24 protein-coding genes are annotated in these 24953 nt (G+C 72.6%); 13 read left to right on the top strand and 11 right to left on the bottom strand.

Going from position 1 to position 24953, the window contains the following annotated elements:
- Positions 1-697 precede the first annotated feature (697 nt).
- Positions 698-877, bottom strand: a complete 180-nt coding sequence (locus Voc01_RS19985; protein ID WP_203928984.1) for a hypothetical protein — start codon at positions 875-877, stop codon at positions 698-700.
- Positions 878-1037: 160 nt separating this feature from the next.
- Here Voc01_RS19985 and Voc01_RS19980 point away from each other — a divergent pair, with 160 nt between their 5' ends.
- The 8 genes from Voc01_RS19980 (at position 1038) to Voc01_RS19945 (ending at position 11289) form a co-directional block, all read left to right on the top strand.
- On the top strand, positions 1038-2666 hold the full coding sequence (locus Voc01_RS19980; RefSeq protein WP_203928983.1) for a glycosyl hydrolase family 18 protein: 1629 nt from the start codon (positions 1038-1040) through the stop codon (positions 2664-2666).
- A 181-nt stretch (positions 2667-2847) separates the two neighbouring features.
- A complete protein-coding gene (locus Voc01_RS19975) occupies positions 2848-3669 on the top strand; it encodes a GntR family transcriptional regulator (RefSeq protein ID WP_239160331.1) in 822 nt (273 codons plus the stop codon).
- Positions 3666-5138, top strand: coding sequence for a glycoside hydrolase family 3 protein (locus Voc01_RS19970; protein WP_203928982.1), 1473 nt, complete (start codon positions 3666-3668; stop codon positions 5136-5138). The genes Voc01_RS19975 and Voc01_RS19970 overlap by 4 nt, the downstream gene beginning before the upstream one ends.
- Before the next feature lie 83 nt (positions 5139-5221).
- The gene (locus Voc01_RS19965) at positions 5222-6214 is read left to right on the top strand and encodes an SIS domain-containing protein (RefSeq protein ID WP_203928981.1); all 993 of its coding nucleotides are present in this window, start codon (positions 5222-5224) and stop codon (positions 6212-6214) included.
- A gap of 52 nt (positions 6215-6266) precedes the next feature.
- The gene (locus tag Voc01_RS19960) at positions 6267-7172 is read left to right on the top strand and encodes an N-acetylmuramic acid 6-phosphate etherase (RefSeq protein ID WP_203928980.1); all 906 of its coding nucleotides are present in this window, start codon (positions 6267-6269) and stop codon (positions 7170-7172) included.
- Positions 7172-8131, top strand: coding sequence for an ROK family protein (locus Voc01_RS19955; RefSeq protein ID WP_203928979.1), 960 nt, complete (start codon positions 7172-7174; stop codon positions 8129-8131). Before Voc01_RS19960 ends, Voc01_RS19955 begins: the two co-directional genes overlap by 1 nt.
- Positions 8128-9237, top strand: coding sequence for an N-acetylglucosamine-6-phosphate deacetylase (gene nagA / locus Voc01_RS19950; RefSeq protein ID WP_203928978.1), 1110 nt, complete (start codon positions 8128-8130; stop codon positions 9235-9237). Before Voc01_RS19955 ends, nagA begins: the two co-directional genes overlap by 4 nt.
- Before the next feature lie 66 nt (positions 9238-9303).
- A complete protein-coding gene (locus tag Voc01_RS19945; protein WP_203928977.1) occupies positions 9304-11289 on the top strand; it encodes a sensor histidine kinase in 1986 nt (661 codons plus the stop codon).
- Here Voc01_RS19945 and Voc01_RS19940 read toward each other — a convergent pair.
- Both Voc01_RS19940 and Voc01_RS19935 read right to left on the bottom strand, forming a co-directional pair.
- A complete protein-coding gene (locus tag Voc01_RS19940; protein ID WP_203928976.1) occupies positions 11267-12055 on the bottom strand; it encodes a transglutaminase-like domain-containing protein in 789 nt (262 codons plus the stop codon). The genes Voc01_RS19945 and Voc01_RS19940 overlap by 23 nt on opposite strands.
- Positions 12056-12069: 14 nt before the next feature.
- Positions 12070-12315 (bottom strand): GntR family transcriptional regulator, encoded by a 246-nt coding sequence (locus tag Voc01_RS19935; RefSeq protein ID WP_203928975.1) that lies wholly within the window; start codon positions 12313-12315, stop codon positions 12070-12072.
- 355 nt (positions 12316-12670) lie between these two features.
- Here Voc01_RS19935 and Voc01_RS19930 point away from each other — a divergent pair, with 355 nt between their 5' ends.
- Complete coding sequence (locus tag Voc01_RS19930; protein ID WP_203928974.1) at positions 12671-13840, top strand: PQQ-binding-like beta-propeller repeat protein; 1170 nt, start codon at positions 12671-12673, stop codon at positions 13838-13840.
- On the opposite strand, the gene Voc01_RS19925 is transcribed toward Voc01_RS19930, so the two are convergent.
- A complete protein-coding gene (locus tag Voc01_RS19925) occupies positions 13798-14856 on the bottom strand; it encodes a hypothetical protein (protein ID WP_203928973.1) in 1059 nt (352 codons plus the stop codon). The two genes, Voc01_RS19930 and Voc01_RS19925, sit on opposite strands and share 43 nt — an antisense overlap.
- An 86-nt stretch (positions 14857-14942) precedes the next feature.
- Here Voc01_RS19925 and Voc01_RS19920 point away from each other — a divergent pair, with 86 nt between their 5' ends.
- Positions 14943-16019, top strand: a complete 1077-nt coding sequence (locus Voc01_RS19920) for a sensor histidine kinase (protein WP_203928972.1) — start codon at positions 14943-14945, stop codon at positions 16017-16019.
- Entirely contained in the window at positions 16016-16660 is a 645-nt protein-coding gene (locus Voc01_RS19915) for a response regulator transcription factor (protein WP_203928971.1), read from the top strand. Before Voc01_RS19920 ends, Voc01_RS19915 begins: the two co-directional genes overlap by 4 nt.
- Here Voc01_RS19915 and Voc01_RS19910 read toward each other — a convergent pair.
- Both Voc01_RS19910 and Voc01_RS19905 read right to left on the bottom strand, forming a co-directional pair.
- Positions 16650-17435, bottom strand: coding sequence for a hypothetical protein (locus Voc01_RS19910; protein WP_203928970.1), 786 nt, complete (start codon positions 17433-17435; stop codon positions 16650-16652). The two genes, Voc01_RS19915 and Voc01_RS19910, sit on opposite strands and share 11 nt — an antisense overlap.
- Complete coding sequence (locus Voc01_RS19905) at positions 17435-17911, bottom strand: RNA polymerase sigma factor (RefSeq protein WP_203928969.1); 477 nt, start codon at positions 17909-17911, stop codon at positions 17435-17437. The genes Voc01_RS19910 and Voc01_RS19905 overlap by 1 nt, the downstream gene beginning before the upstream one ends.
- 51 nt (positions 17912-17962) lie before the next feature.
- Here Voc01_RS19905 and Voc01_RS19900 point away from each other — a divergent pair, with 51 nt between their 5' ends.
- Positions 17963-18202, top strand: coding sequence for a hypothetical protein (locus tag Voc01_RS19900; protein ID WP_203928968.1), 240 nt, complete (start codon positions 17963-17965; stop codon positions 18200-18202).
- Here the strand turns inward: Voc01_RS19900 and Voc01_RS19895 are convergent.
- Genes Voc01_RS19895 through Voc01_RS19875 form a run of 5 tightly spaced genes read right to left on the bottom strand, consistent with a single transcriptional unit; the run spans position 18192 to position 23790 of the window.
- Positions 18192-19034, bottom strand: a complete 843-nt coding sequence (locus Voc01_RS19895; protein ID WP_203928967.1) for a carbohydrate ABC transporter permease — start codon at positions 19032-19034, stop codon at positions 18192-18194. The two genes, Voc01_RS19900 and Voc01_RS19895, sit on opposite strands and share 11 nt — an antisense overlap.
- Positions 19024-19914 (bottom strand): carbohydrate ABC transporter permease, encoded by an 891-nt coding sequence (locus Voc01_RS19890; protein WP_239160330.1) that lies wholly within the window; start codon positions 19912-19914, stop codon positions 19024-19026. The genes Voc01_RS19895 and Voc01_RS19890 overlap by 11 nt, the downstream gene beginning before the upstream one ends.
- Positions 19911-21158, bottom strand: a complete 1248-nt coding sequence (locus tag Voc01_RS19885) for an extracellular solute-binding protein (protein WP_203928966.1) — start codon at positions 21156-21158, stop codon at positions 19911-19913. The genes Voc01_RS19890 and Voc01_RS19885 overlap by 4 nt, the downstream gene beginning before the upstream one ends.
- 19 nt (positions 21159-21177) lie before the next feature.
- Positions 21178-22767, bottom strand: a complete 1590-nt coding sequence (locus tag Voc01_RS19880; RefSeq protein WP_203928965.1) for an FAD-dependent oxidoreductase — start codon at positions 22765-22767, stop codon at positions 21178-21180.
- Complete coding sequence (locus Voc01_RS19875) at positions 22768-23790, bottom strand: LacI family DNA-binding transcriptional regulator (RefSeq protein WP_239160329.1); 1023 nt, start codon at positions 23788-23790, stop codon at positions 22768-22770.
- 137 nt (positions 23791-23927) lie between these two features.
- On the opposite strand from Voc01_RS19875, the gene Voc01_RS19870 reads away from it, so the two are divergent.
- Positions 23928-24914: a hypothetical protein gene (locus Voc01_RS19870; RefSeq protein ID WP_203928964.1), complete on the top strand. Its 987-nt coding sequence runs from the start codon at positions 23928-23930 to the stop codon at positions 24912-24914.
- The last annotated feature ends 39 nt before the right edge of the window (positions 24915-24953 follow it).

Raw genomic sequence — 24953 nt, 5'->3', positions numbered from 1 at the left:
CCGCTGGTGGGTCCGCTGCTGGTGGGTCCGCTGCTGGTGGGTCCGCTGCTGGTGGGTCCGCTGCCGGCGGCCGCGAGCGCGGCGCGGGCGACCGCGGCGCGGGCGACCGCGGCGCGGGCGACCGCGGTGGTGCCGGTGGTCGCGGCCGTGACGGTGGTCGCGACGCGGCGGCCCGGGGTGGACGCGACGGCGGGCGTGACGGTGCCCGCGGTGGTTCCGGTCGTGACGGAGCCGGTCGTGACGGAGCCGGTCGTGACGGGGCCGGTCGCGACGGGCGCGGACGCGACGCGGGCCGCGACGGTGGACGGGGCCGCGACGGCCGGGACGCCGGTCGTGACGGTGGTCGTGACGGTGGCCGCCGTGACGGTGGCCGGGGTCCCCGCCCGGGCAGCATCCAGAACGACGCGATGGCCGACGCCCTGCGGCGCGCCGGTCTGCTCGACGGCGACGGCGGCGGCCGCCGCTAGACCGGAGCTCCCTGAACGCGCGGAGCCGCCGCTGAGGAGGGGTTCAGCGGCGGCGGGTCCGCGGTCGCGCGGGGGCGCCACGGCGGGCGCAGGCGCGGGTGAGGGCTTGCCTGTGCCGGTCCGCGGCCCCCCGTTCGCCGCCGTGGCACCTGATCACCGTACGTGTGGACCGCTCCGTGATCACTTAGCCGATGATCAAATGGCGCTTACGTGTTTCTGAAACGGGGGATTCACGCCGCCGAGGACGCGGCGGTGGGTGACGGGATCGGGGAGCAGCTGCACGGCGCGTCGGTGCCGTCGGCGAGTAGGGCGACACCGACGAGCACCGCGAGCAGGCCGACCAGGCCGAGCGCCGCCACGAGCAGCCACCGCTTCGCGGACCACCGCCGCCGGGTCACAGCTTCCGTCACGTGTCGAGTCTCGCAGAGGGTTGCCCGGCGGGCTGGCGAAGGAGAAGTCTTCGACCGGCCGTATAGTCCGGTCTAGACCAGAGGCCGGGGTTCCATTAGCGTGGGTCGTGCGGACCCGCCCGTCCGCACAGCAAGAGTCCTCTAACTCTTAGGGACCCCCATGAAAAGACCCCTCCACAGACGGCTCAGGCGCCTCCTCATCGGGGGCGTCGCGGTTGTCACCATCCTCGCTGTGGCTCCCGCCATCCGGGCGCTCGGCGCCGGAAGCCTCACCGCCTCGTTCACCGCCTCCTCCGACTGGGGGAGCGGGCACGAGGGCAAGGTCACGGTCACGAACGGCACCGATGCCAGCGTGGCCTCCTGGTCGATCGACTTCACCCTGCCTTCCGGAACGTCGATCTCCAGCTCCTGGGACGCAGACGTCACTTCCCTCGGTGGCAACAGCTACCGGGCCACGAAGAAAAGCTGGGCCGGTGCCCTCGGCGCCGGTCAGTCGGTGGTCTGGGGCTACATCGGCTCGGGTGCGTACCGGGCACCGACCGCCTGCACCATCAACGGCGGCGCGTGCACCGGTGGGCCCACCCAGCCGCCGTCCAGCCCGTCGGGCAGCTCCTCGTCGCCGGGCAACCCGAGCCCGTCGCAGTCCACGTCGCAGCCGCCGCCCGACCCCTCGGGCAAGAAGGTCGTCGGCTACTTCGTGGAGTGGGGCGTCTACCAGCGCGGCTACCACGTCAAGAACATCCACACGAGCGGCTCGGCCGCGAAGATGACCCACATCCTGTACGCGTTCGGCACGCCGGCCAACGGCCGGTGCGGCGTCTACGACAGCTTCGCCGACTACGAGAAGGCGTACACGGCGGCCGAGAGTGTCGACGGCGTCGCCGACACGTGGGACCAGCCGTTGCGCGGCAGCTTCAACCAGCTGCGCAAGCTCAAGAAGATGTACCCGCACCTGAAGATCCTGTGGTCGTTCGGCGGCTGGACGCTGTCGCGCGGCTTCACCCAGGCCGCGCAGAACCCGCAGGCGTTCGCGGACTCCTGCTACAACCTGGTCGAGGACCCGCGGTGGGCCGACGTGTTCGACGGCATCGACATCGACTGGGAGTACCCGAACGCCTGTGGCGACGCCTGCGACGCGAGCGGTCCGAACGCGTTCAAGAACGTGATCTCGGCGCTGCGGGCCCGGTTCGGGCAGAACAACCTGGTGACGGCGGCCATCACGGCCGACGGCACGGCCGGTGGCAAGATCGACGCCACCGACTACGCGGGTGCGATCGGCAACCTCAACTGGATCATGCCGATGACGTACGACTACTTCGGCGCGTTCAACCCGCAGGGCCCGACGGCTCCGCACTCGCCGTTGACGAACTACGCCGGCATCCCGACGCAGAACTTCAACAGCGACGCGGCGATCCAGAAGCTGAAGAGCAAGGGCATCCCGGCGAACAAGATCCTGCTCGGGGTGGGCTTCTACGGCCGGGGCTGGAACGGGGTCACGCAGACCGCGCCCGGTGGCACGGCCACCGGTCCGGCGACCGGCACGTTCGAGCCGGGCATCGAGGACTACAAGGTGCTGAAGAACCGCTGCCCGGTCACGGGCACGATCGGCGGCACCGCGTACGCCAAGTGCGGCAACGAGTGGTGGGGGTACGACACCCCGTCCACGATCGGCGGAAAGATGTCGTACGCCAACCAGCAGGGTCTCGGCGGCGCCTTCTTCTGGGAACTGTCCGGTGACACCACGAACGGCGAGCTGATCGGCGCCGTCCGGGGAGGGATCGGGAACTAGCGCCTGTTTCGGAAGGGCGGCCGAGCCGAGGCGCCGTCTGGGCCCGCCGCAGGCCGGTCAGCCCTTCCGAAACAGGCGCCAGGGCCTACCAGGGCCCGTCAGGACTTGGGTTCCGGCGCCACCGCACGGTCACGAGCCACGGTGGCGCCGGAGTCCAAGATCCGCACTTACGATGTGACCTGTGGGACCCTGGTCTGACCCCCGCGGGCGAGCCCCGAGTAGTCAGCCCCACGTAGTCGGCAAGGAGCAGGCCCTGACCACCATCGACGCGCGCAGTCCGGTGCCGAAGTACTTCCAGCTCCGGGAGATCCTGCTCGACCTCATCGAGAACGAACTGACGGTCGACGCGCCGGTGCCGTCCGAGCGCGAGCTGGCCGCCCGCTACGGGCTGTCGCGCATGACGGCCCGGCAGGCGGTCGAGCACCTGGTCTCGGAGGGCCGGCTGTACCGGGTCCAGGGCAAGGGCACGTTTGTGGCCCGGCCGAAGATCGACATGCCGTTGCGGCTGACGTCGTTCACCGAGGACATGCGGGCCCGCGGCCTGACGCCCGGCTCCCGCGACCTCGGCCGGCACGAGATCGAGGCCACCGCGGCGCTGGCCCGCGAGCTCTCGGTGGAGATCGGTTCGCCGGTGTACGTCATCGAGCGGCTGCGCACCGCCGACGGCGTCCCGATGGCGCTCGAGCGCTCGCACATCCCGGCGCACCTCGCGCCCGACCTGCTCACCGAGTCGCTGGTCGAGCGGTCCCTGTACGACCTGTTGGCCTCGTACGGGCTGGTGCTCGACCGTGGTGAGCAGGTCATCGAGGCGGGCATCGCCGACACCAACGACGCGGGCCTGCTCGGCCTCGCGCCGGGCAGCGCGGTGCTGCTGCTGCAGCGGCACTGCTGGGCCGGCCAGGTCGCGGTGGAGTACGCCGTGTCGACCTACCGGGCCGACCGCTACCAGCTGCGCGCCTCCCTCGACATCGCCTCGGCCGTGCCGCACGGGGATGTCCGGTGAGCGAGCAGGTCGAACGGCTTGCCGCGCGCACGTTGCTCGTCGGGTTCGACGGGCAGTCCGTGCCCACCTGGGTGCGTGAGGCCGCGCCCGGGCTCGGCGGGGTCGTCCTGTACGGCGACAACATCCGGTCCGACGACGACGCGGCCCGCCTCGCCGGCGAGGTTCGTGAGCGCGGCGACGCGCTGCTCGCCGTCGACGAGGAGGGTGGCGACGTCACCCGCCTGCACTACACCACCGGCAGCCCGACACCCGGGAACTACGTGCTGGGCGCGGCCGACGACGTCGCCGCCACCCGGGCGGTCGCCGCGGCGATCGGGGCGCGGCTGCGCCGGTCCCATGTTCTTCTGAACCTCGCGCCCGACGCCGACGTGAACTCGAACCCGGCGAACCCCGTGATCGGCGTGCGCGCCTTCGGCGCGGAGCCGGAGCGGGTGAGCCGGCACACCGTCGCCTACGTCGAGGGGCTGCAGGCGCAGGGCGTGGCCGCCTGCGTGAAGCACTTTCCCGGACACGGCGACACCAGCGCCGACTCGCACCACGAACTGCCCGTCGTCGCCCTCGACGAGGAGGAGTGGCGGCGGGTCCACCTGCCGCCGTTCGCCGCGGCCATCCGGGCCGGTGCGCGCACGGTGATGACCGCGCACATCCGGTTCCCGGCGCTCGACCCGCACCTGCCGGCGACGCTGAGCCGGCGCATCCTGGTCGGCCTCCTGCGCGAGGAGCTGGGCTTCGACGGCGCGGTGATCACCGACGCGCTGGAGATGGAGGCGATCGCGGCCACGTACGGCGCGGCGCAGGCCGCTCCGCTGGCGATCGCCGCCGGAGCCGACCTGCTGTGCCTCGGCGCGCGCGACGGCGAGGCCACGTACCGGAACGCGCTGGCGGCGATCGTCGGGGCGGTCCGCGACGGGGCGTTGACGGTCGACCGGCTGGAGGAGGCGGCGGCGCGGGTCGACGCCCTGCACGGCTGGGTCGCGTCGGCGCCGTCGGCGGGAGCGGAGGGCGACGGTGGTGCGGGCTACTCCGCGACGCGCCGGGCCGCCCTCGTGCGTGACCTCGTGCCGCTCGACACCGGTCCGGTGCTGGTGGAGCTGCGCGGAGAGACCAACCTCGCGGTGGGCCGGGCGCGGTGGGACCTCGCCGGTCCGCTGGCCGCGCTGGGTGTGGCGCCGGTGGTGACGGTGCGCGTGACGTCGCCGTCCGACGACGGGCTCGCCGACGCGCTGGGCAAGGCGGGCGGGCACCCGGTGGTGGTGGTCGGCCGTGACGTGCCGCGGCACGCCTGGCAGCGCGAGGTGCTCGACCACGTGCGGGCGTCGGCGCCCGACGCGGTGCTGGTCGACCTGGGCCTGCCGCGGCCGGCCGACCTCGGCGCCGGCCCGTACGTGCTGGTCGGCGGCGCGGCGCGACCCAACCTGCGGGTGGCTGCCGAGTTGCTCGCGGGCCGTGACATGTCACCTCAGGACTAGACTGGTATGGACCACCTTGCGGTAGGATGTTGGGTGTGACGGACATTCCTGGTGGCTCACCTGGTGGATCTCCTGGTGGACTGATGGCCGCCGAGATCGCCGAACAACCCGCCGTTCTCGCCCGACTGCTCGCACGCGCACCGGAGATCGCCGAGGTCTCCGCCGCGCTGGAGCGCCGTGCCCCGCGGTTCGTGCTGCTCGCCGCGCGCGGCACGAGCGACCACGCGGCCCTGTACGCCAAGTACCTCGTCGAGATCACGCGCCGGCTGCCGGTCGGGCAGGTGTCGCCGTCGACGATGACCGTGTACGGGGTCCGGCCCGACCTCACCGACGTGCTGTACGTCGCGGTGAGCCAGTCCGGCGGGTCGCCGGACATGGTGGAGTCGATGGTGATGGCCCGCGAGTGCGGAGCCACCACGGTCAGCGTCACCAACAACGGCGGGTCCGACCTGGCGAAGGCCGCCGAGTTCGCGGTCGACCTCCAGGCGGGCCCGGAGATCGCGGTCGCCGCCACCAAGACGTACACCGCCGAGCTGCTCGGCCTGTACCTCCTGCTCGCCGGTGGCACCAACCCGGGCGAGGCGGCGCAGGGGCTGCCCGAGGCCGCGGAGAAGACGCTCGCCGGCTCCGACGGCGTGCACGCCGCGGCCGCCCGGTACCGGTTCGCCAGCCGCCTGGTCACCACCGGTCGCGGCTACTCGTACCCGGCCGCGTGCGAGGGTGCGTTGAAGCTCATGGAGACCAGCTACCTCTCCGCCCACGCGTACTCCACGGCCGACCTGCTGCACGGGCCGGTGGCGATGCTCGGCCCCGACGTCCCGCTGATCGCGGTCGTCTCGCCCGGCCAGGGTGGCGCGGCGTCGCGCCCGGTCGTCGCCCAGCTGCGGGAGTCCGGCGTCGACGTCCTGGTCGTCGGCGACGGCGACCTTCCCGTCGCGACGGCCGGCGTGCCCGAAGAGCTCAACCCGGTGCTCGAGATCCTTCCGCTGCAGCAGCTCGCCTGGCGGCTCGCGGTCGACCGCGGCACCGATCCCGACCGGCCGCGCGGCCTGTCGAAGGTCACCAGAACACGATGACACCGGCGTCGACCGGTACCCGATGACTACAGGAGCCGCCATGACTGGAGCCATGTCTGAGGTGTCTGAGGAGGTGTCCGCCGACGAGGCGGCGCTGGACCTCCTGCCCGCCGCGGGCGTGGTCGAGCGGCTGCTCGCGGCCGAGGAACGGGTGCTTCCCACGGTGCGTTCGGCGGTGCCGGCGATCGCGAAGGCCGCCGATCTCATCGCCGCGCGGATGTCGGTCGGTGGGCGGCTGGTGCTGCTGGGCGCCGGTACCTCCGGCCGGCTGGCCGTGCTCGAGGCCGCCGAGCTGCCGGGCACGTTCGGGCTGGCCGAGGGCACGGTGGTGGGCGTCACCGCGGGTGCCGGGCGCAGCGGCCTCGCCGGCACCGACTGGGACGAGGACGACACCGGGGCCGGGCAGCGCGACCTGCTCGCCACCGGGGTCGGCGCCGGCGACGTGCTGATCGCCGTCGCTGCGAGCGGACGCACCCCGTACACGGTGGCGGCCGCGGGTCGGGCGGTCGAGATGGGGATGGCGGTCGTCAGCGTCACGACGTCGTCGGGCTCGCCGCTGGCCGACCTGGCCGACGTCGCGGTCGAGGTGCCGATGGGGCCGGAGGCGCTCCACGGGTCCACCCGGTTGACCGCCGGCACCGCCACCAAGCTGGCGCTCGACGCGCTCACCACCGCCACGATGGTGCGGCTGGGCCGCGTCCACGACAACTTCATGATCGACGTGGTGCCGGCCAACCTGAAGCTGCGCGAGCGCAGCGCCGGCCAGGTCGCCGCGATCACCGGCTGCCCGCTCGACGCGGCGCGTGCCGCCCTGGAGGCCTGCGGCTGGAACGCCCGGGCCGCGGTGCTGACGCTGCTCACCGGCCTGGCCCCCGACCGCGCCGGCGAGCTGGCCACCCTCCACCCCACGCTGCGCGCCGCGATCGCCGAGGCCTCCGAAGAGTCCGGGGTCTCGTGATGGCGACGCCGCCCCCGGACGCCTCAGGCACAGCGGTTGTTGCCATCGACCTGGGCGGCACCTCGATGAAGGGTGCGCTGGTCGATGCGCGGGGGTCGGCGCTGGCACGGCTCGACGCTCCCACTCCCGCGGCCGAGGGTGGCGCCGCGGTGCTCGCGGCGGTGCTCCGGCTCGCGGCCGACCTCGCTGCGGCGGCACCCGCCCGGGTGGTAGGGGCGGCGGCGGTCACACCGGGGCAGGTGTACGAGGGGGTCGTGAAGTTCGCGGCGAACCTCGGCGGCTGGAACGACGTCCCGTTGGCCCGTGAGCTGACCGCGACGCTGGGCGTGCCGGCGGCGGTCGAGCACGACGCGGCCGGCGCCGCCCTCGCGGAGGCCGAGTTCGGTGAGAACCGCAGCTCAGACTGCTTCTTCGTGGCGCTCGGCACCGGCATCGGCGCCGGACACGTGCGCTCCGGCGTGGTGGCGGCCGGCAGCGCGGGCGGGGCCGGCGAGCTGGGCCACATCCCGGTGTACCCCGACGGCGACCGGTGCGCCTGCGGCCAGATCGGGTGCCTGGAGACCTACGCGTCGGCGGCGTCGATCGCCCGGCGGTACACCGCGCGCACGGGCACGGTGGTCGCCGGGTCCGACGACGTCGTGGCCCGGCTCGGGAACGACCCGGCGGCCGACGCCGTGTGGGAGCAGGCGGTCGAGGCGCTGGCGGTGGCGCTCGCCACCACCACGCTGCTCGTCGACCCGGGCGTCATCGTGCTCGGCGGCGGGCTGGCGCGGGCCGGCGACACGCTGCTGCGTCCGCTGTCGGCCCGGCTCACCGCGCGGCTGGCCTGGCGCCCGCCGCCGCCGATCGAACTGTCGGTGCTGGGCACCGACGCGGGCTGGCGCGGCGCGGCGCTGCTCGCCTGGACGGCCAGGAACGCGTCGGGACGGGTCCCGGCGGCCACGGGGGGAACGCGATGACTGTCTACAGTGGAGCGTCGGTGGTGACGCCCGACGGGGTGCTGCCCGACGGGTGGGTGTCGGTGTCCGACGGCGTGATCACGGCCGTGGGAACCGGACCGGTCGACGGGCCGTCCGAAGACCTGGGCGGCGGCTTCCTCGTGCCCGGGTTCATCGACCTGCACGTCCACGGCGGTGGCGGGTACGACTTCACCGCCGGCCCCGACGAGCTGGCGGCCGCGGTGGCGTTCCACCGGTCGCAGGGCACCACGCGCACGCTGGTCTCGCTGGTCACCGCGCCGATCGAGCGGATGTGCGAGCAGCTGCGGTGGATCGCGGCGCTCGCCGACGCCGGCGGCAGCGTCCTCGGCGCGCACCTCGAGGGGCCGTTCCTGTCCCATGTCCGGTGCGGTGCGCAGCACCCCGACCACCTGCTGACGCCCGATCCGCTGGCGCTGGCCGAGCTGCTGAAGGCGGGCCAGGGGCACGTCCGCGCGGTCACCGTGGCGCCGGAGCTGCCCGGCGGGCTCGACCTCATCGAGCGGCTGGTCGACGAGGGGGTCGTGGCGGCGGTCGGGCACACCGACGGCACCTACGCCGAGGCCACCGCGGGGTTCGCCCGCGGCGCCACGCTGCTCACGCACGCGTTCAACGGCATGCGCCCGCTGCACCACCGCGAGCCCGGGCCGGTCGCGGCCGCGCTCGACGCCGGGGTGACGCTGGAGGTCATCAACGACGGGGTGCACCTGCACCCCGGCACCGTGCGGCTGGTCGCGCACGGGCGGTTGGCGCTGGTCACCGACGCCATCGACGCGGCCGGCAAGGGCGACGGGCGGTACGTCCTCGGCGGGCAGGACGTGGTCGTCAGCGGCCGCGAGGCGCGGCTGGCCCGCGACGGAGCGCTGGCCGGAAGCACGCTCACGATGGGTGGCGCGTTCCGCAACGCGGTGCGCGAGGTCGGCATGACGATCGAACGGGCCTCGCGGGCGGCGTCCGGGGAACCGGCGCGGGTGCTGGGCATCGCCGACCGGTGCGGGTCGATCGCGGTCGGGTTCGACGCCGACCTGGTGCTGGTCGACGACGACCTCGAGGTGCGACGGGTGATGTCCGCAGGCGGTTGGGTGTAGTTTCCCCCACCACAGCCGGCGGCTGGCCCCATTCCGGGGCGGCCGGCCAGCACCGAGACTGGACCCATGATTCGCCGGTTGGCCCTCGCGCCGCTCCAGTGCCTCGCCCTCGTGGCGCTGGCCGCGGCCGGGTTCGTCGCCGGCGCGGTGCAGGTCGGTGCGGCGTGCCTGGTCGGCCCGTACAACGCGACCGTCGAGGCCACGCGCACCCTGGTCAACCTCGCCCGCACGCTCGCCGGCCGGTGGAGCGGCGTGCACGTGGCGGTGCCCTACCGGCCGCCACCGTCACCGCCGACGCCGCGGGCCGACGGCCTCTACGAGCACGACGGCTCGTTGTACAAGCGGCCGACGATGCCCCGCTTCCTGCAACGGGCGAACTGGCTGGCCGCCGACCCGGCGACCGCCCGCGACTGGTTCTGGCTCATCGTGAACCTGCCGACCGGTGGCGCGCTGGCCGCGGTGCCGGTCGCGCTGGTGCTGGCAGGCCCGGCCGTCGCCGTGGGCGCGGTGGGCAGTTCGCTTCCGGCGGGGGCGGCGGTCGCCGCGGGGCTGGGGATGGCCGGGGCCGGGGTGGCCGCCGGGCCGGTCGTGCTGCGCCTGCACGGCTGGTTCACGTGGTGGATGCTGCGGCCGGTCGAGAAGGCGCGCTGGCACGACGTCCGGGTGGTGCGGTGGATCCGGCGCACGCACGCCGCCGTCTGGCAGGGTGGGGGGTTCGTCGGCATCTCGTTCGGCGCGTTCGGCGTCGGCCTGTGGCACCTGGCGATGACGCTCTGGACCGGCGGCTACGGGCTGGCCTGGTCGGTACCGCTCGGGCGGCACCTCACCAACGTGTACCGGCGCCTCGCCGGGGAGTGGACCGGCGTCCGCATCGACGTGCCGTACCAGCCTCAGGTGCTCCGGCTGGAGATGGAGGCCGACGGGCGGTACAAGGTCGGCCGCCTGCTCACCGACGACCGGGCCACCGCGTTGCGGCACCTGCGCTGGCAGTGGGTCACCAGCGACCGGGCCACCTGGCGTGACCTGGCGTGGGCGCTGACCGCCCCGGTCGTGTCGCTGCCGTTGCTCGTGCCGGTGCTGCTGGTGATGTTCGGGATCTACGGGATGACGTGGCAGCCGCTGGTCTGGCCGCTGTGGGGGCTGCCGATCCTGTTGTTCGGCGGGCCGTTCGTCACGCCCTGGTACATGTGGTACATCGTCACGGCCGCCACCGACGTGTTCGACTCGGTGCCGCCCTGGACGAGCCTGTTCACGGGGCTGCTGGTCGGTGCGGTCGGCATGGTGATGGCGCCGCCGCTGCTGCGGGCGCACGCCCGGTTCAGCCGGTGGCTGCTCGGCCCCACCGAGGCGGCGCGGCTCGCGCAGCGGGTCGCCCGGCTCACCGAGACCCGCTCCGACGCGGTCGACTCGCAGGCGGCCGAGTTGCGTCGCATCGAACGCGACCTGCACGACGGCGCCCAGAGCCGGATGATCGCCGTGGGGCTCACGCTGGGCACGATCGAGCAGTTGCTCGACAGGGACCCGGACGCGGCCCGCGAACTGCTCCGGCAGGCCCGGGCCACGTCGGCCACCGCCCTGGCCGACCTGCGCGACCTGGTCCGGGGCATCCACCCGCCGGTCCTGTCCGAACGCGGCCTCGGCGACGCGGTGCGCGCGATCGCCCTCGACACCCCGCTGCCGGTGCGGGTCGCCGTCGACAGGGAGGTCGACACCGCCGGTCGCCTGCCGGCGCCGGTCGAGTCGGCGGCGTACTTCGCGGTCACCGAGGCGCTGGCGAACGCCGTCCGGCACAGCGGGGCGAGCGGGATCTCGGTGTCGATCGGGTACACGGGCGGAGCGCTGCGCATGAGCGTGGAGGACGACGGAAAGGGCGGGGCCGACCCGGCCGACGGCACCGGCCTGGCGGGCATCCGGCGCAGGCTCGGCACCTTCGACGGAACGCTCGCCATCGAGAGCCCGGTCGGCGGACCGACCGTGGTGGAGATGACACTGCCGTGCCCACCGCCGGGAGACCCTCGGCGGTCGAGCGTCACCGAGATCGCGGAGGGGTGACCGTCGCCAGGGAGGCGGCGGCCGTGTGGTCGTCGTCGGGGAGGGTGCCGTCGACGACGGCGGTCACCTCGAGGGAACGGAGGGACGCGGCACCCGAGAGGACGGTGGAGAACGCCACGTCGGCGGCGTCGCGGCCAATGGCTATGCGTACCAGAGACGGGCGTGGGGCGAGGCCGGTCGGGTCCCAGACCTGCCAGGTGGGGCCGGTGGCGGTCTCGGCCACGAGGTGGAAGTCCATGGGCGACAGGCCCGGGGCGTAGACCGAGGTGACCCGCGCCGGCACGTTGGCCGCCCGGCACAGGGCGACCATCAGGTGGGCGTAGTCGCGGCACACGCCCTGGCCGGCCAGCAGCGTGTCGACCGCGTCGGTGCTCGGGCCGCTCGCCGACGACACGTAGGCGAGGTGGTCGTGGACGTAGGCGCGGATCGCGGCGGGGCGGTCGGCCGGGGGGAGGTGGCCGAAGCGGTCCAGGGCGAAGCCGGTCATGCGGTCGGCGGGGCAGTAGCGGCTGGGCAGGAGGGAGGTGAAGCGGTCCACAATGGACACCGGTGGCGGGCTGTCGGCGTCGAGGGTGACCGTGGCCGTGTAGGAGACGGTCACCGTGCCGGGGTCGGCCTCGACCAGGTGGCCGTGGCCATCCAGGGTTCCGGTGGGCAGCTCACGCGCGTCACTCCGGACGCGCAGCGTTCCGGCCGCGCCGGGAACCGCGACCTGGAGCACGACGGACGCCGCTTCGGTGACGTCGAAGACGAGTTCGGCGCCCACGCGGCAGGTGCGGGTCAGCTGTCTTTCGGCTTCACGAAGGTGCCGCGCTGCGGCACGGTGAAGACCAGGTCGCGATCGCGGAGAACCTCGACGGCGCGGCGGGCGGTGCCGCGTGCGACGCCGTACTCGGCCATGAGGAACTTCTCCGACGGCAGCGGCTTGTTGGGCAGCAGTTCGCCGGCGGTGATGCGCTGCTCGAGGATGTCGGCCAGCTGTACGTACTTCGGCACCGGGCCGTCGGCCTCGATCGAGTCGATCATAAAACGAAGCTAATTGAGCAGCTACGTAGCCGGACCGTCCGCTACGTTCCTGTACGTATATGAACGTCTTGTGCTAGCGTCTGGGCACCGGATCCTGGGGAGCGTGGGGCGGGGTCGGTTGTCGGCGCCGCTCCGTTGGCGCCGGCTCCGCCCGCTGCCCGGGAGTTCGGTGCGGGGTCCCCGCCCGCCGAAACGCCCGGGTGCGCATGGGCTCTGATGGCATGTCCGCGCGCACCCGGGCCCGGCGTCGGGGTTCGGCGTCGGGGTTCGGCGTCCGGAGGGTTCGGTGGCCGGTTGAGGGCGTCAGTTCCCCGGTTCCGCCGCCAACTCACCCGACAATTTCTACGATTCGGGCATGTCTACCCTGTTCCGGGCCCTGCTGGTGGGGGCTCTCGCCGTCGGGTTCGCGCCGTCTGTGGAGGCGGCGCATGCCGCGCCGGCCTCGGAGTGGACCCAGGACGGGTACGGCCCCGGCAACACCAACGCCAACCCGCACGAGCGCACCATCACCACCCGCAACGCCGGCAAGCTGCGGTACGGCTGGTCGGTGCTGTCGCCGGTCACGCGGTCGGGGTGCATGGCGCAGAGCCCGCCGGTGATGGCCGGACGCCGGATGTTCCTGCCCGACGCCAACGGCTTCGCCGCGTACGACTCGGTGACCGGCGAGCGGCTGTGGCGGCGCACCCTGCGCATCTTCGACTACGAGACGCCGAAGCTCGCGGTCGCCGGCAACCTGCTGGTCTCGGCGATGAACACCTGCGGCTCGGTGAGCGACCCGGACGTCGAGCTGACCGCGTACGACGCCGCCACCGGCGCGACCAGGTGGTCCGTCAAGCGGGACGCGCCCGCGTACCACATGGTCGTCGACCGCGCCGTGATCGCCGTCGGTGGTGGCGACGCGGGAGAGGACCGCGTCAGCGTGTACCGCCGGTCCGACGGCGCGCTCCTGTGGTCGCGGGCCGAGGTGGAGCTCACCGCCGACGTGTCGGCCAACGGGCGGCTCCTGCTGTCCCGCAAGGGCAAGGGGTCCGTGGCGGTCGACATCGTCACCGGTAGGGAGCTGTGGTCGACGAAGGCCCAGTGGATCGTGGCCGCCGCCGACCCGGCGGGGGAGCGGTTCATCGTCGGCGACGCCACCGGCAAGCTGTTCGCCCTCGCCGCGAAGGACGGCAACACCCTCTGGTCGGTGGGCGGGGTCGCCCGGGAGGACGGCACCGCCTCCCTCGCGGTCGACGGCACCCGGATCTACGCCGCCCGCGACACCCACCTGATCGCGCTGAACGTCAAGGACGGCAAGAAGATCTGGGACCAGGAATTCCTCAGCGCCCCGCTCGGCCGGCCGACCGTCGCCGGCGGCGTCGTGTACGCGCCGATCGAGAACGGTTGGCTGGTGATGCGCGACGCGCGCGACGGCAAAGACCTCGAGGACCTGCCGATGGTCGGCGACGTGCACGAGCACGCGGTGGTCGCCAGCGGCCGGCTCTACGTCACCAACGGTCGCGTGCTCGACGTGTTCGTTCCCTGAGAACCGGGCACCCGCTCCGCCGGTCCGTGGCCGGCGCAGGTGCGGCGCCGCCGCATCACGTACGCGAACGTGGCGGTGGCCAGCGCCAGACCCCAGGGCAGCCACAGCAGGGCCGGCGCCGCTGAGCCCTCGACCCCGCCGTCCTCCCATACGAACCGGTAGAGAGCCAGCCCGGCGACGGTGACCGCGACCGAGACGACGGTCGCCGGCACCACGGCGAGGCTGATCGGCACCCGCCGGTCGCCGAGGAACGGCACCCACGCGGGGACCCGCTCGCCCCACCGCATCACCAGACCGAGCGTCAGCAACGCGCCGAACACGTCGGGGATGACCAGCATCCACATCATGATCGGGTGCAGGCCCTTCTCGACGATGTCGTTGGCGAGGTCGTCGACGAACTGCTGCGAGACGCCCAGGGGAAACCCGAGGTTCCACGCCGCCCGCTGCACCGCGTACGGCAGCTGCGAGACGATCGCGACGACGACCGCCCAGCGGCCGATGCGCGTCCACCGGGTCCTCTCTCCGGCGACGGCCTCCGGCCGGCGGCACTCCGCGCAGGGCGGACGCCGCAGCGCGACGATGGCCGTGCCCGCGACGAGCAGCCCGCCCAGGACGCACAGCGCCTGGTTGAGGACCGGCCAGTCGACGAGGTCGAAGTGCAGGCTGAACGAGTACGCCAGGTTCTGCAGGACCCGGACGTCGGGCACGATCAGGAGCAGCACCAGCGCCACCGGTACCAGCACCGCGGCCACCCAGCGGCCCGCACCACCCCGGGCCGCGGAGAACGCGGCGCCGCCCCGGGCGACCGCGAACGCCGCGACCGCGCCGGCGCCGCAGGCGACGGCCAGCACTGCCCCGGCCCATCCGGGTGTCGCACCGGACAGCCAGCTGCCCATCTCCGGGCCGCGCGGGTCGTTGCCGCCGAACGGAAAGCCGGGCGCTCCGAACGCCCACGAGAGAGCGAGCGCGGCGTAACCGAGGCACCAGGCCGCCGCGAGGTAGGGAATCGATCGCATGCCGCAAATCTCGCCGCGTTCGGCCGCTGCGGGTATCTGCCGATCGGCAGAGGCGCCGTGCCGACCGCTCGCCCTATCGTGGACCGGTGCCCGCCCCCGTCTTCGCCGTTCCCGCGCTGCTCGGCGCCGCCGCCCTCGCGGTGCTCGCCGTCCGCCGCTACCGCTCGGCGTTCCTCGGACCCGTGACGCTCGCCGTCGCGGCGGTCACGCTCGGGGCGACCGGGTACTGGGTCGCGAACCCCGACCCGTCGGGCAGGAGCGCCTCCGAACTGCTGCTCACCGCCGAGCTGATGGTGCTGGTCGCGCTGGTGTGCCGGTGGTCGTCGCCGGCGTGGGCGGCGGCCGTCGCGCCGGTGGGCGTGGCCGCCGGCGGATCGCTCATCGTCCCGATCACGAACGACCCGCCGACGTGGGGCTGGGAAGCGGTCGTGGAGATCGCGTTCTGGTCGCTGGCCGGGCTGGTCGGGGCGGCGTCCGGGTTGTATCTGCGGGGTCTGGACCGCAGACGCGCGGCCGCCGTCACCGCGGCGCAACGGGAGCAGCGCGTGCAGCTGGCCGCCGACCTGCACGACTACGTGGCCCACGACGTGAGCGCGATGGTGGTGCAGGCACAGGCGGCCCGGGTGCTGCTGGGCGAGCGGGCCGCCGAGGAGGCGCCGGAACTGGCGGCCGTGCTCGACCGCATCGAGGCCGACGGCACGCGCGCCCTGTCGTCGATGCAGCGCTCCATCCGGGTGCTGCGCGAGCCCGACACCGACACCGCCGTGCGGGAACCGCTGCCCGGCATCGCCGACATCCCCGCGCTGGTGCGCCGCTACGCCGACGCCGGCGACGGGCACGTGCGGCTGACCATGGCACCCGACGTCGAGGCCGAAGCGCGCGACGAGGTCGGCAACGCCCTCTACCGCGTGGTGCTGGAGGCGCTCACCAACGTGCGCAAGCACGCCGGCGTCGGCGCGGAGGTCGCCGTGGACCTGGCGGCGGGGGCGCACGCGGTCACGGTCACCGTGGACAACACGACCACCCGGCGGCCACCCGCGGCCTGGAGTGGAAACGGCCTCGGTCTGATCGGGCTCCGCGAACGCGTCGAGTCGTTCGGCGGCACGTTCGCGGCCGGCCCCACCGGCGACGGGTGGCGCGTGCGCGCGCAGGTGCCGCGGTGATCCGGGTGCTGCTCGCCGACGACCAGGAGTCGGTGCGGATCGCGTTCCGCACGATCCTCAACGCCGCACGCGACATCGAGGTCGTCGGTGAGGCCGCCGACGGCGTCGAGGCGGCGGAGCTCGCGCGGCGGCTGCGCCCCGACGTCGCCCTCGTCGACATCCGGATGCCGCGCATGGACGGCCTGGAGCTGACCCGCGTGCTCTCCACCGCCTCGCCACCGGTGCGGGTGGTGGTCGTGACGACCTACGACCTCGACGCGTACGTGCACACGGCGCTGCGCCACGGCGCGTGCGGGTTCCTGCTGAAGCACTCCGGCGCGGCGCTGCTCGTGCAGGCGGTGCGGGCCGCGGTGGCCGGCGACGCGCTGATCAGCCCCGAGGTCACCGTGCGGTTGCTGCGCGAGCTGGCCGTCCGGCCCGCCGTCACGCCGCCGAACCCGCTGACCGACCGGGAGCTCGACGTGGTGGCCCTCGTCGCCGAGGGGAAGACCAACGCGGAGATCGGCGCCCAGCTGTACATCACGGCGGGCACGGTCAAGACGCACCTGGCGAGCATCCAGCAGAAACTGGGCGTGTCGAACCGGGTGGCGATCGCGGCGTGGGCCTGGGCGACCGGCCATCGCAGCCCGCTCACACCGTGAGGCCGCTCAACAGCGCGAGGTCGCGGGCCTGGAGGCCGTTGAGCGGTGGCGCGGGCGAGTCGGCGCGGTCGAGCTCCAGCTCGGACTTCGCGCCCTTCCGGGAGTTGTTCGTCACCACCACGAACACGGTGATCCCGTCCGCGCGGGCGGCCACGGCGCGGTACTGCACCGCCTTGCTCCCGGTGGTCTTCTCGAAGATCGTCCTGGTGTCACCCGGGCCGGTCGACGGGAGGCACGAGTACGTCGTGGCGTCCAGGGGGCCGTCCTCGGGGCAGGTCGCGCGGACGTCGAACTTGTCGGGATCACGCCGGCCGACGCCGATCGAGAGGTTGCCGGTACCGGCGTCGGTGGTGATGTCGGCGGTGGCGTAGTAGTAGTCCTCTCCCTGTACGCCGCCCGAGACGCCGGGCACCTCGGCCTTCGCCTCGTGGTACCGGTGCTCGAACACGAGCGGTCCGAACTGGGGCCGGTTGCCCTGGTACTCCGCGCCGGGGAGGGTGGCGTTGAGGAAGCCCCGGAGCGCCGCCTCGAGCCGTGCGGGCACGTCCGGCACCGGCGGTGACGCCAACGGCCCGCCGACCCGTTCGCCGCGCCGGTCGTCGTCCGCCGCGGTGACCGTCACCCCGACGAGCGCCACGGCGGTGACCCCGGCGACCGCGCCGACGAGTGCGGTGCGCAGGCGCCGGGCGCGCCGGCGGCGCCTGATCACGCCGTCGACGTCGACGGACGACGGCGGCGGGGTGCCGATCTCGCGGTCGAAGACGGTGCGGTACATCAGCGGTTCCCTTCGTGGGTGAGGTGACGCTGCAGGGCGGCGAGGCCGCGGGCGGTGAGGCTCTTGACGGTGCCGGGGCTGCACCCGAGCACCTCGGCGGTGTCGTCGACGGAGAGATCGAAGTAGAACCGCAGCACGATCGCCGCCCGCCGGCGCGGGCTCAGCGTGGCGACGAGGTCGAGCAGGTTCGACGGGTCCTCGTCGCGGTCGGCGGCGTTCTCGGGAAGCTCGTCGGTGACGATCTCGCGGCGGCGCCACGGTCGGCGGGTCTCGTCGAGCCAGGTGTTGGTGAGGATCCTCTGGGTGTACGCGTCGATGCTGCGTGCCGCCCGGGCCCGCCGCCAGTGCCGGTACAGCTTGTCGATCGTCACCGACACCAGGTCGTCGGCGAGGTGCCAGTCTCCGCAGAGGAGGTAGGCCGCGCGTCTGAGCCGGTCGAGCCGGGCGACCACGTACTCCCGGTACGCATCATCCATGTGCAGTTGACGTACGGCGGCCGTCCGCCGGTTGCCGTTATCGTCGTCTTCATGGAGACGCTCTGGGCGGGGTTGGTCGTGGCGGCCGGGTTCGTCCTGCTGCTGGCCTTCTACTGGTGGCTGGGCAGGCGCATCCGGCGGGCCGGCATCGGGGGCGGGCTCATGGGACCGCTGGACGAGGCCTGGAACCCCGGCCGCCACAAGTACCGCGAGGTGGTCGAGGTCCAGGAGCAACGAATGGAACCGGTCGAGTCACCGGGCGACCGCCTCCGCCGCCGTCTCAGCCCTTGAGGCCCGTCGTCGCCAGGCCCTCGACGAACTGGCGTTGGGCGAACACGAACACCGCCAGCACCGGTAGCGTCGTCAGCGACGCCGCCGCCAGCTGGACGTTCCACATCGGGCCGCCGTAGGCGTCGACGTACTGGGTCAGGGCCTGCGGCAGGGTGAACTTCTCCGGCGTCGACAGGAAGACCACCGGCTCCAGGTACAGGTTCCAGCTGTGCAGGAACGTGAAGATGGCGACCGCGCCCAGGGCCGGCCTCGCCAGCGGCAGCGCCACCCGCCAGAACGTGCCCGGATGCCCGAGGCCGTCGACGCGGGCGGCCTCCTCCAGGTCGCGGGGGAGGGTGACGAAGAACTGCCGCATGATGAACGTCGCCAGCACGCTCGGCGCGCCCAGGACCGGCACCACGATCAGCGGCCAGTGGGTGTCGGTGAGGCCGAGCTTCAGGAACAGCTGGAACAGCGGGACGATCGTGACCTCGCTCGGGATGAGCAGCCCGGTCAGGATCACCACGAACAGCACGTTGGCGCCCCGGAAGCGGATGCGCGCGAACGCGTAACCGGCCATGGTGGACACCGCGAGCGTGCCGATCGTCACGGCCACCGCGATGTACAGGCTGTTCCAGTACTGCTGGACGAACGGCTGCAGGTCGAAGACGGAACGGTAGGCCTCGAGCCGGGGCGAGGTGGGCACCAGGGCCGGCGGGAACGCGAAGATGTCACCGACCGGCTTGAACGACGACGTGACCATCCACCACGTCGGGAACACGAACGGGATGCACAGCACCGAGAGCACGCCATAGAGCGCCGTCTTCGCCCGCGGGGACAGGTCAGTTTTCATCGAGCACCCACCTCCGGCGCATGCGCCACTGCAGCAGCGTCAGCCCCAGCACGATCACGAACAGCAGCACCGACAGCGTGGCCCCGTACCCGAAGTGGTGGAACTGGAAGGCCTGCTGGTACAGGTAGTAGACGAGCACCGTCGTCGAGGTGCCGGGCCCGCCCTGCGTCAGAACGGCGATCTGCGCGAACACCTGCAGCGAACCCACCACCGTGATGATCGACGTGAGCAGGATCGTCGGGCTGATCAGCGGCATCGTGATGCGGCCGAAGCGCATCCACCAACCGGCGCCGTCGAGCGTCGCGGCCTCGTACAACTGCTGCGGGACGCCCTGGAGCGCGGCCAGGAACAGCACCATGTTCAGCCCGACGTTCTTGAACACCTGCACCACGATCACCGACATCATCGCGGTGGTCTCACCGCGCAGCCAGTTCGGGCCGGTGACCCCGACGGTGTCGAGCAGGCCGTTGATGCCGCCGTCGTTCTGCAGCAGGAAGCCCCACACGATCGTCCAGGCGACGAGCGACACGACGACGGGCGAGAAGAACAGCGTGCGGAACACGACGGTGCCGCGCAGCTTCTGGTTGAGCAGCACGGCCAGCAGCAGCGCGAGCGTCAGGTTGAACACCACGAGCCCGACCGAGAAGAACGTGGTCGCGGCCAGCACGTTGCCGAGTTCGGGGTCGTCGGCCAGCGCCCGGTAGTTCGACGCGCCGGTGAACTCGAACGTGTCGGCGAGCACGTTCCACTCGTGGAGGCTGTACCAGACCACCATCACCAGCGGGCCGAGCACGAACGCGAGGCTGCCCAGCAACTGCGGCGCGATGAAGAGGTAACCGGCGAGATTGTCCCGCCGGCGCCTCGTCCAGAAAGAGTTCACTTGCCCAGCATCGGTTGGATCTTGGAGCAGACGCCGCCGAGCACGCCGCGAACGTCGGCGTCGGCCTTCCACAGCGGGTCGAGCGCGGCCCGCACGGTCTGGCTCAGCTCGGCCTGTCCGGTGTGCGACGGCTTGACCTTACCGATGTTGACGCCCTCGATGACGACCTTCTGCAGCTGTTCCGGCTTCAGGAGGGGGTTGGTCTTCGCGAGGTTGTCTGCGGTGAGTTGCGTCTTGCGGGGCGGCGGGAAGTACTGGGCGAGCTTCGCCGAATTCTCCGGGCTGGTGAAGAACGCGAGGAAGTCGGCGGCCGCGTCGGCGTTCTTCCCCTTCTTCAGCACGCCGATGCCGGCCTGGCCGATCACCCCGTAGGTGCCCTTCGGGCCGGCGGGCAGCGGCACGAGGTCCCACTGGAACTTGCTGTCCTTGAGCAGCGACGCCCGCGAGATCTGGGTGATCGTCATGGCCGCGTTGCCGGCGAAGAAGTCCGGCGCGGTACCCGGACCCGGAACGGCCTTGTCGGTGAAGATCGCCTTATGGAACGCGGTCATCGCGTCGACCATCGGCTGGTCGGCGAAGCCGCGCTTCTTGCCGTCCTCGCTCCACGGCTCGGCGCCCCAGCCGCCCCACACGGAGGCGAGGTTGTCCCACGTCTTGTAGTCGAAGTCGCGGACGACGAGGCCGCCCTTGCCGGTGCCGGCGGCCACCGCGGCGTTGACCGCGTACGCCTTGTCCCACGTCCACTGGTTCGCGGCGATGAGCTCCGCGGGCGTCTGCTGGCCGGCCTGCTTGATGAGGTCGTTGTTGACGAACACCCCGAACGGCGACGTGGAGAACGGGTACGCGTAGAGCTTGCCGCCGGTCTGCCACAGCCTGGTGGTGCTCGGGATGAGGTCCTCGGAGCCCTCGACCTTCAGCGGCACGAGCGCGCCCGACGAGACGAAGTCGGGTGCGGAGTTCTCGAGGATCCAGGCCAAGTCGGGGGCGTTGCCGCCGGCGATCTGCGTGGTGAGACCGGTGGTGTAGGTCTCGATCGGCAGGGTGTCGAACTTGATCTCGGTGACGTTGCTGTTCTGCTTCCTGTACTCGTCGGCGATCGAGTTGAACAGCGCGAGGTGGTCGGCGTTGCCGGTCCAGATCGTCATGCGCAGCGAAACCGGGCCGTCGGAAGCCTCGGAGTCGCCGCCTCCACAGGCCGTCAACGCGAGAGCCGCGGCCAGTAATACAGCGAGTCTCTTTCTCATGGGGGTCGCTCCTCAGAACTCAATAGCCGGTGACGTCGGGCCAGCGCAGTTCGACGCCGTCGGCGGCAAGCCGCCGCTGGAAGTCGGCGAGCAGATCGGGGTCGTTGCGTACCGCGCGCGGGGTGGTCGCACGGTCGAGGCAGAAGGCCGCCAGGGCGCCGGCGGCCTCGCCGACGTTCCATTCGACGGGGTGCAGCCGGTAGCAGCCGTTGGTGATGTGGGTCGTGCCGATGTTCTTGCCGGCGGGCAGCAGGTTCTCCACCCGGCGCGGGATCAGCGCGCCGAGCGGGATCTCGAACGGGCTGCTCGCCACGTCGATGTAGTTGTCGCCGCCGGTCGACGGGTGCAGGTCGATGCGGTACATGCCGATGCCGACGCTGTCGTCGTAGCGCACGGCGCCCTTGTCTCCGCGCACCGACACCGCGAGGTCCTGCTCGACGACGGTGTACTCGGCCCGGATCCGCCGCGACTCCCGGATGTACGGCGCCTGCGCGAGGCCGTCGTCCGACCCGGTGACGTCGCCGCGCAGGCGCAGCCCGGGAAACCCGGTTCCGCCGTCGGGCCGCGGCGCCTCGGTCTGCATCCAGTACAGGACCGACCGGGAGAGCTCGCGCGCCTTCTCCACGTGGGAAGCGGCGTCGGGAACGTCGATGACGTTGCCGTCGAGATAGTCGATCATCGGCCAGTTGACGAGGGTGATGTCGCTGTCGTACGCGCCCGGCACGAAGTGGCGGCGGGCGGCGATGCGACGGAACGTCCACAGGTTGCGGTCGCCGCCGTCGGCCCGCTGGTCGGCGACGACCGAGAGCGGGTCGTCGTCGGGGTTCGGGGTGAACTCGCGCTCGACCGGCTCCAGCGTGCGGGGGTGCGGAGCGGTCCAGCCGAGGAGGTTGCCGCCCCAGAAGGACGGCGCGTAGTCACGCCAGTAGCCGTAGGAGGACGGGCGGTCGATGGTGTGGTCGCCGTCGATGTGGTCGATCGCGAAGCACACCGACACCGCCTGCATGTTCAGCGGCTGGGCCTCCGACGGCGCGCTGGGTTCGCCGGTCTCGTCCTGCGACTCGAAGCCGGTGACGTACTCGGTGCCGCTCAACGGCAGCAGCTCACCGGTCTCCGTGGCGTCGAGAATGTACGGCGCCCGCACGGTGTCCCCTGTGGACAGTCGGACCGCGGTGACCCGGTCGCCGTCGGTCTCGACGCTCACGGGACGCGCGGGCTGCAGAACCACCAGCCGCCCGCCGCCCCGGTACGGCGCGAGCAGCGACTCGACGACCGCCACCGCCACCCGCGGCTCGTGGCACAGCCGGCTCACGAAACCCGCGCCGGGGTTGAGTTCCCGGGCCGCGCGGGACCGTTCGGTGAGCGGGTAGTGGGACCGGTAGTAGTCGCGGATCCGTTCGCGGAGAGCGCGGTACGACGCCGTGACCCCGAACCGCTCCACCCACGTGTGCTCGTCGGGCGGCACGGCCTGGCTGGTCAGCTGCCCACCCAGCCACGGGTACTCCTCGGTCAGCACCACGCGCCGGCCGGCCCGCAACGCGGCCAACGCCGCCGCGACCCCGCCGAGCCCGCCACCGACGACGAGCACCTCCGTTTCCAGGTCGGCCATCTACCTCTTCCTCTCCGCGAGAGTGCTGCCCGCGACCAGTTCGCAGGGCAGCAACCGCTGTGTCTTGTCGTGGCCCTCGATGAGACCGGTGAGCACCTCGACCGCCTGCTCGCCCATCTCCTTGCGGGGAATGGAGAATCCCGAGAAGTCGAGGTCCGTCGTGGTCGGCCGGGTCGGGTCGCCCAGGGCCACGAGCGACAGATCCTCCGGGACCCGCACCGCACGCTCGTTCGCGAGCGCCACCAGCGCCACCCCGTCGGCCGGCTCCTCCACGAAGAGCGCCGTGACCCCCTGCCGCAGCAGCGAGTCGAGGGTCCGCGCGTCGGCGACCGGCGCGTGCGTCCCGGAGACGCCGGCCGCGGCGACCGCGTCGGTGAAGCCGCGCATGCGGTCGGCCGGTGACTCGGCGCCCGCACCCGGTCCGACGTACGCGAGGCGCTCGTGCCCGAGGTCCACCGCCCGCCGCACCAGCGCGGACGTCGCCGCCGGGTAGTCGGCGCCGACGTACGGCACCGGACCGCCGGCGTCGTCGCGCCGGCCGACCGCGACGAACGGGTACTCCTCGGCGACCAGCCGGGCCAGGTCGTCCCGGTTCATCTGGCGTCCGAGGAGGATGCAGCCGTCGGCGAGGCGCAGCCGGTGGTCGTCGTGGAAGATGCGCCGGCGGCCGTCGTCGGCGACCGGCGCGCTGGTGAACAGCAGCAGGTCGCTGCCGACGCGTTCGGCGCGCTCCTCGATGCCGAGGAGGAACGGGTGGTAGAAGTCGCGGCTGCCGCTGGGGAACACCGGCTCGTAGGTGAACACCCCGAGGATGCGGTTGTGCCGGGCGGCCAGCCGCCGGGCGACCGGGTCGGCCACGTAGCCGGTCTGCCGGATCGCGCGGAGCACCTTCTCCCGCGTCTGCGGCGCGATGCGCACGTCGGTGTCGGCGCGGCCGTTGAGCACCAGTGAGACGGTCGCCTGGCTGACGCCGGTCATGCGGGCGATGTCCTGCTGGGTGACGCGTCTGCGCGCTCCGGCCACGCTGGTGCCTCCGTGAGGTGCTAATGCGTATCAGTTCTGGATGTGAACGTCATCGTGCGGGTCTGTTACGACCAGAGTCAAGTGGTAATTCGTATTAGCATCTTGACCATTGACGGACGTCAGCGCATCGTCTTGCCATGGAACGCCTTCACCGCCGTACGGTGCTGCGCGGCGGCGCCGCCGCGCTCGGCGCGGCCGCCGTCTCGCCGCTCGTGGGCACCGCCGCCCCCGCCCTCGCCGGCCCCGCCGGATTTCCCACCTACCAGTACATCGGCACGCCGTTCGTCAAGTCGGAGCTGATCTACAACCCCACCAACGAGCTGATCTTCCCGTGCGTGCGCGGGGTCTACGACAAGATCTCGAACTACCGTGCCCGGTACTACCTGTACTACGCGCCGCACGACGGCGAGGGCGGGATCTGCCTGGCCTACGGCAACTCGCTCGCCGGTCAGTTCACCGAGTACCCGGCGAACCCGATCGTCCGCAACGTCTGGTCACCGCACCACTCGGTGCCGCACGTGTCGTCGCCGCACGTGTTCTGGCACGCCGCGTCCCGCCGCTTCCACCTGTACTTCCACGGCAACAACGCGCAGACCCGGCTGGCCGTCTCCACCGACGGCATCACGTTCACCTACGACCGCCTGGTGCTCAGCACCGCCGACGTGCCGGGCCTCAGCGAGACGTCGTACGCGCGCGTGTTCGACCACACGATCGCGGGCCGCGGCAGCCGCTACGTCATGGTGTACATGGGTGCCATGGGCGGCCGCCGCGACATCTTCTGGGGCTGGTCGGCCGACGCCCGGAACTGGCAGTTCGCCCAGACGCCGCTCATCAACGCCGAGAACGACGGCGAGACCGACATCAGCGGCCCGCACGTGCTCAAGCGCAACGGCACGACGTACGTGGTCTACCACGGTGGTTCCGGGAGGATGTACCTCACCGAGGTCGGCAACGACTTCGACCGCGAGGTGCACCTCGGGGTGTTCCACACCCCGCGCGGCAACGCGCCCGACAACGGCCGTTCGGCCGCGCCGGCGTTCGGCACCGACGGAGGGGTGCAGTACATGTTCTACGAGGCGGGGCGCCGCAGTGCGACGACGATCGCGGTGGCCCGCGCGATCTAGCGTCGGCCGGCGCGGGCCCGCGCGATCCACCGTCGGCCG

It is taken from the genome of Virgisporangium ochraceum (assembly GCF_016863655.1).
Lineage (GTDB): Bacteria > Actinomycetota > Actinomycetes > Mycobacteriales > Micromonosporaceae > Virgisporangium > Virgisporangium ochraceum.
This window is presented reverse-complemented; position numbering and strand designations above follow the sequence as displayed.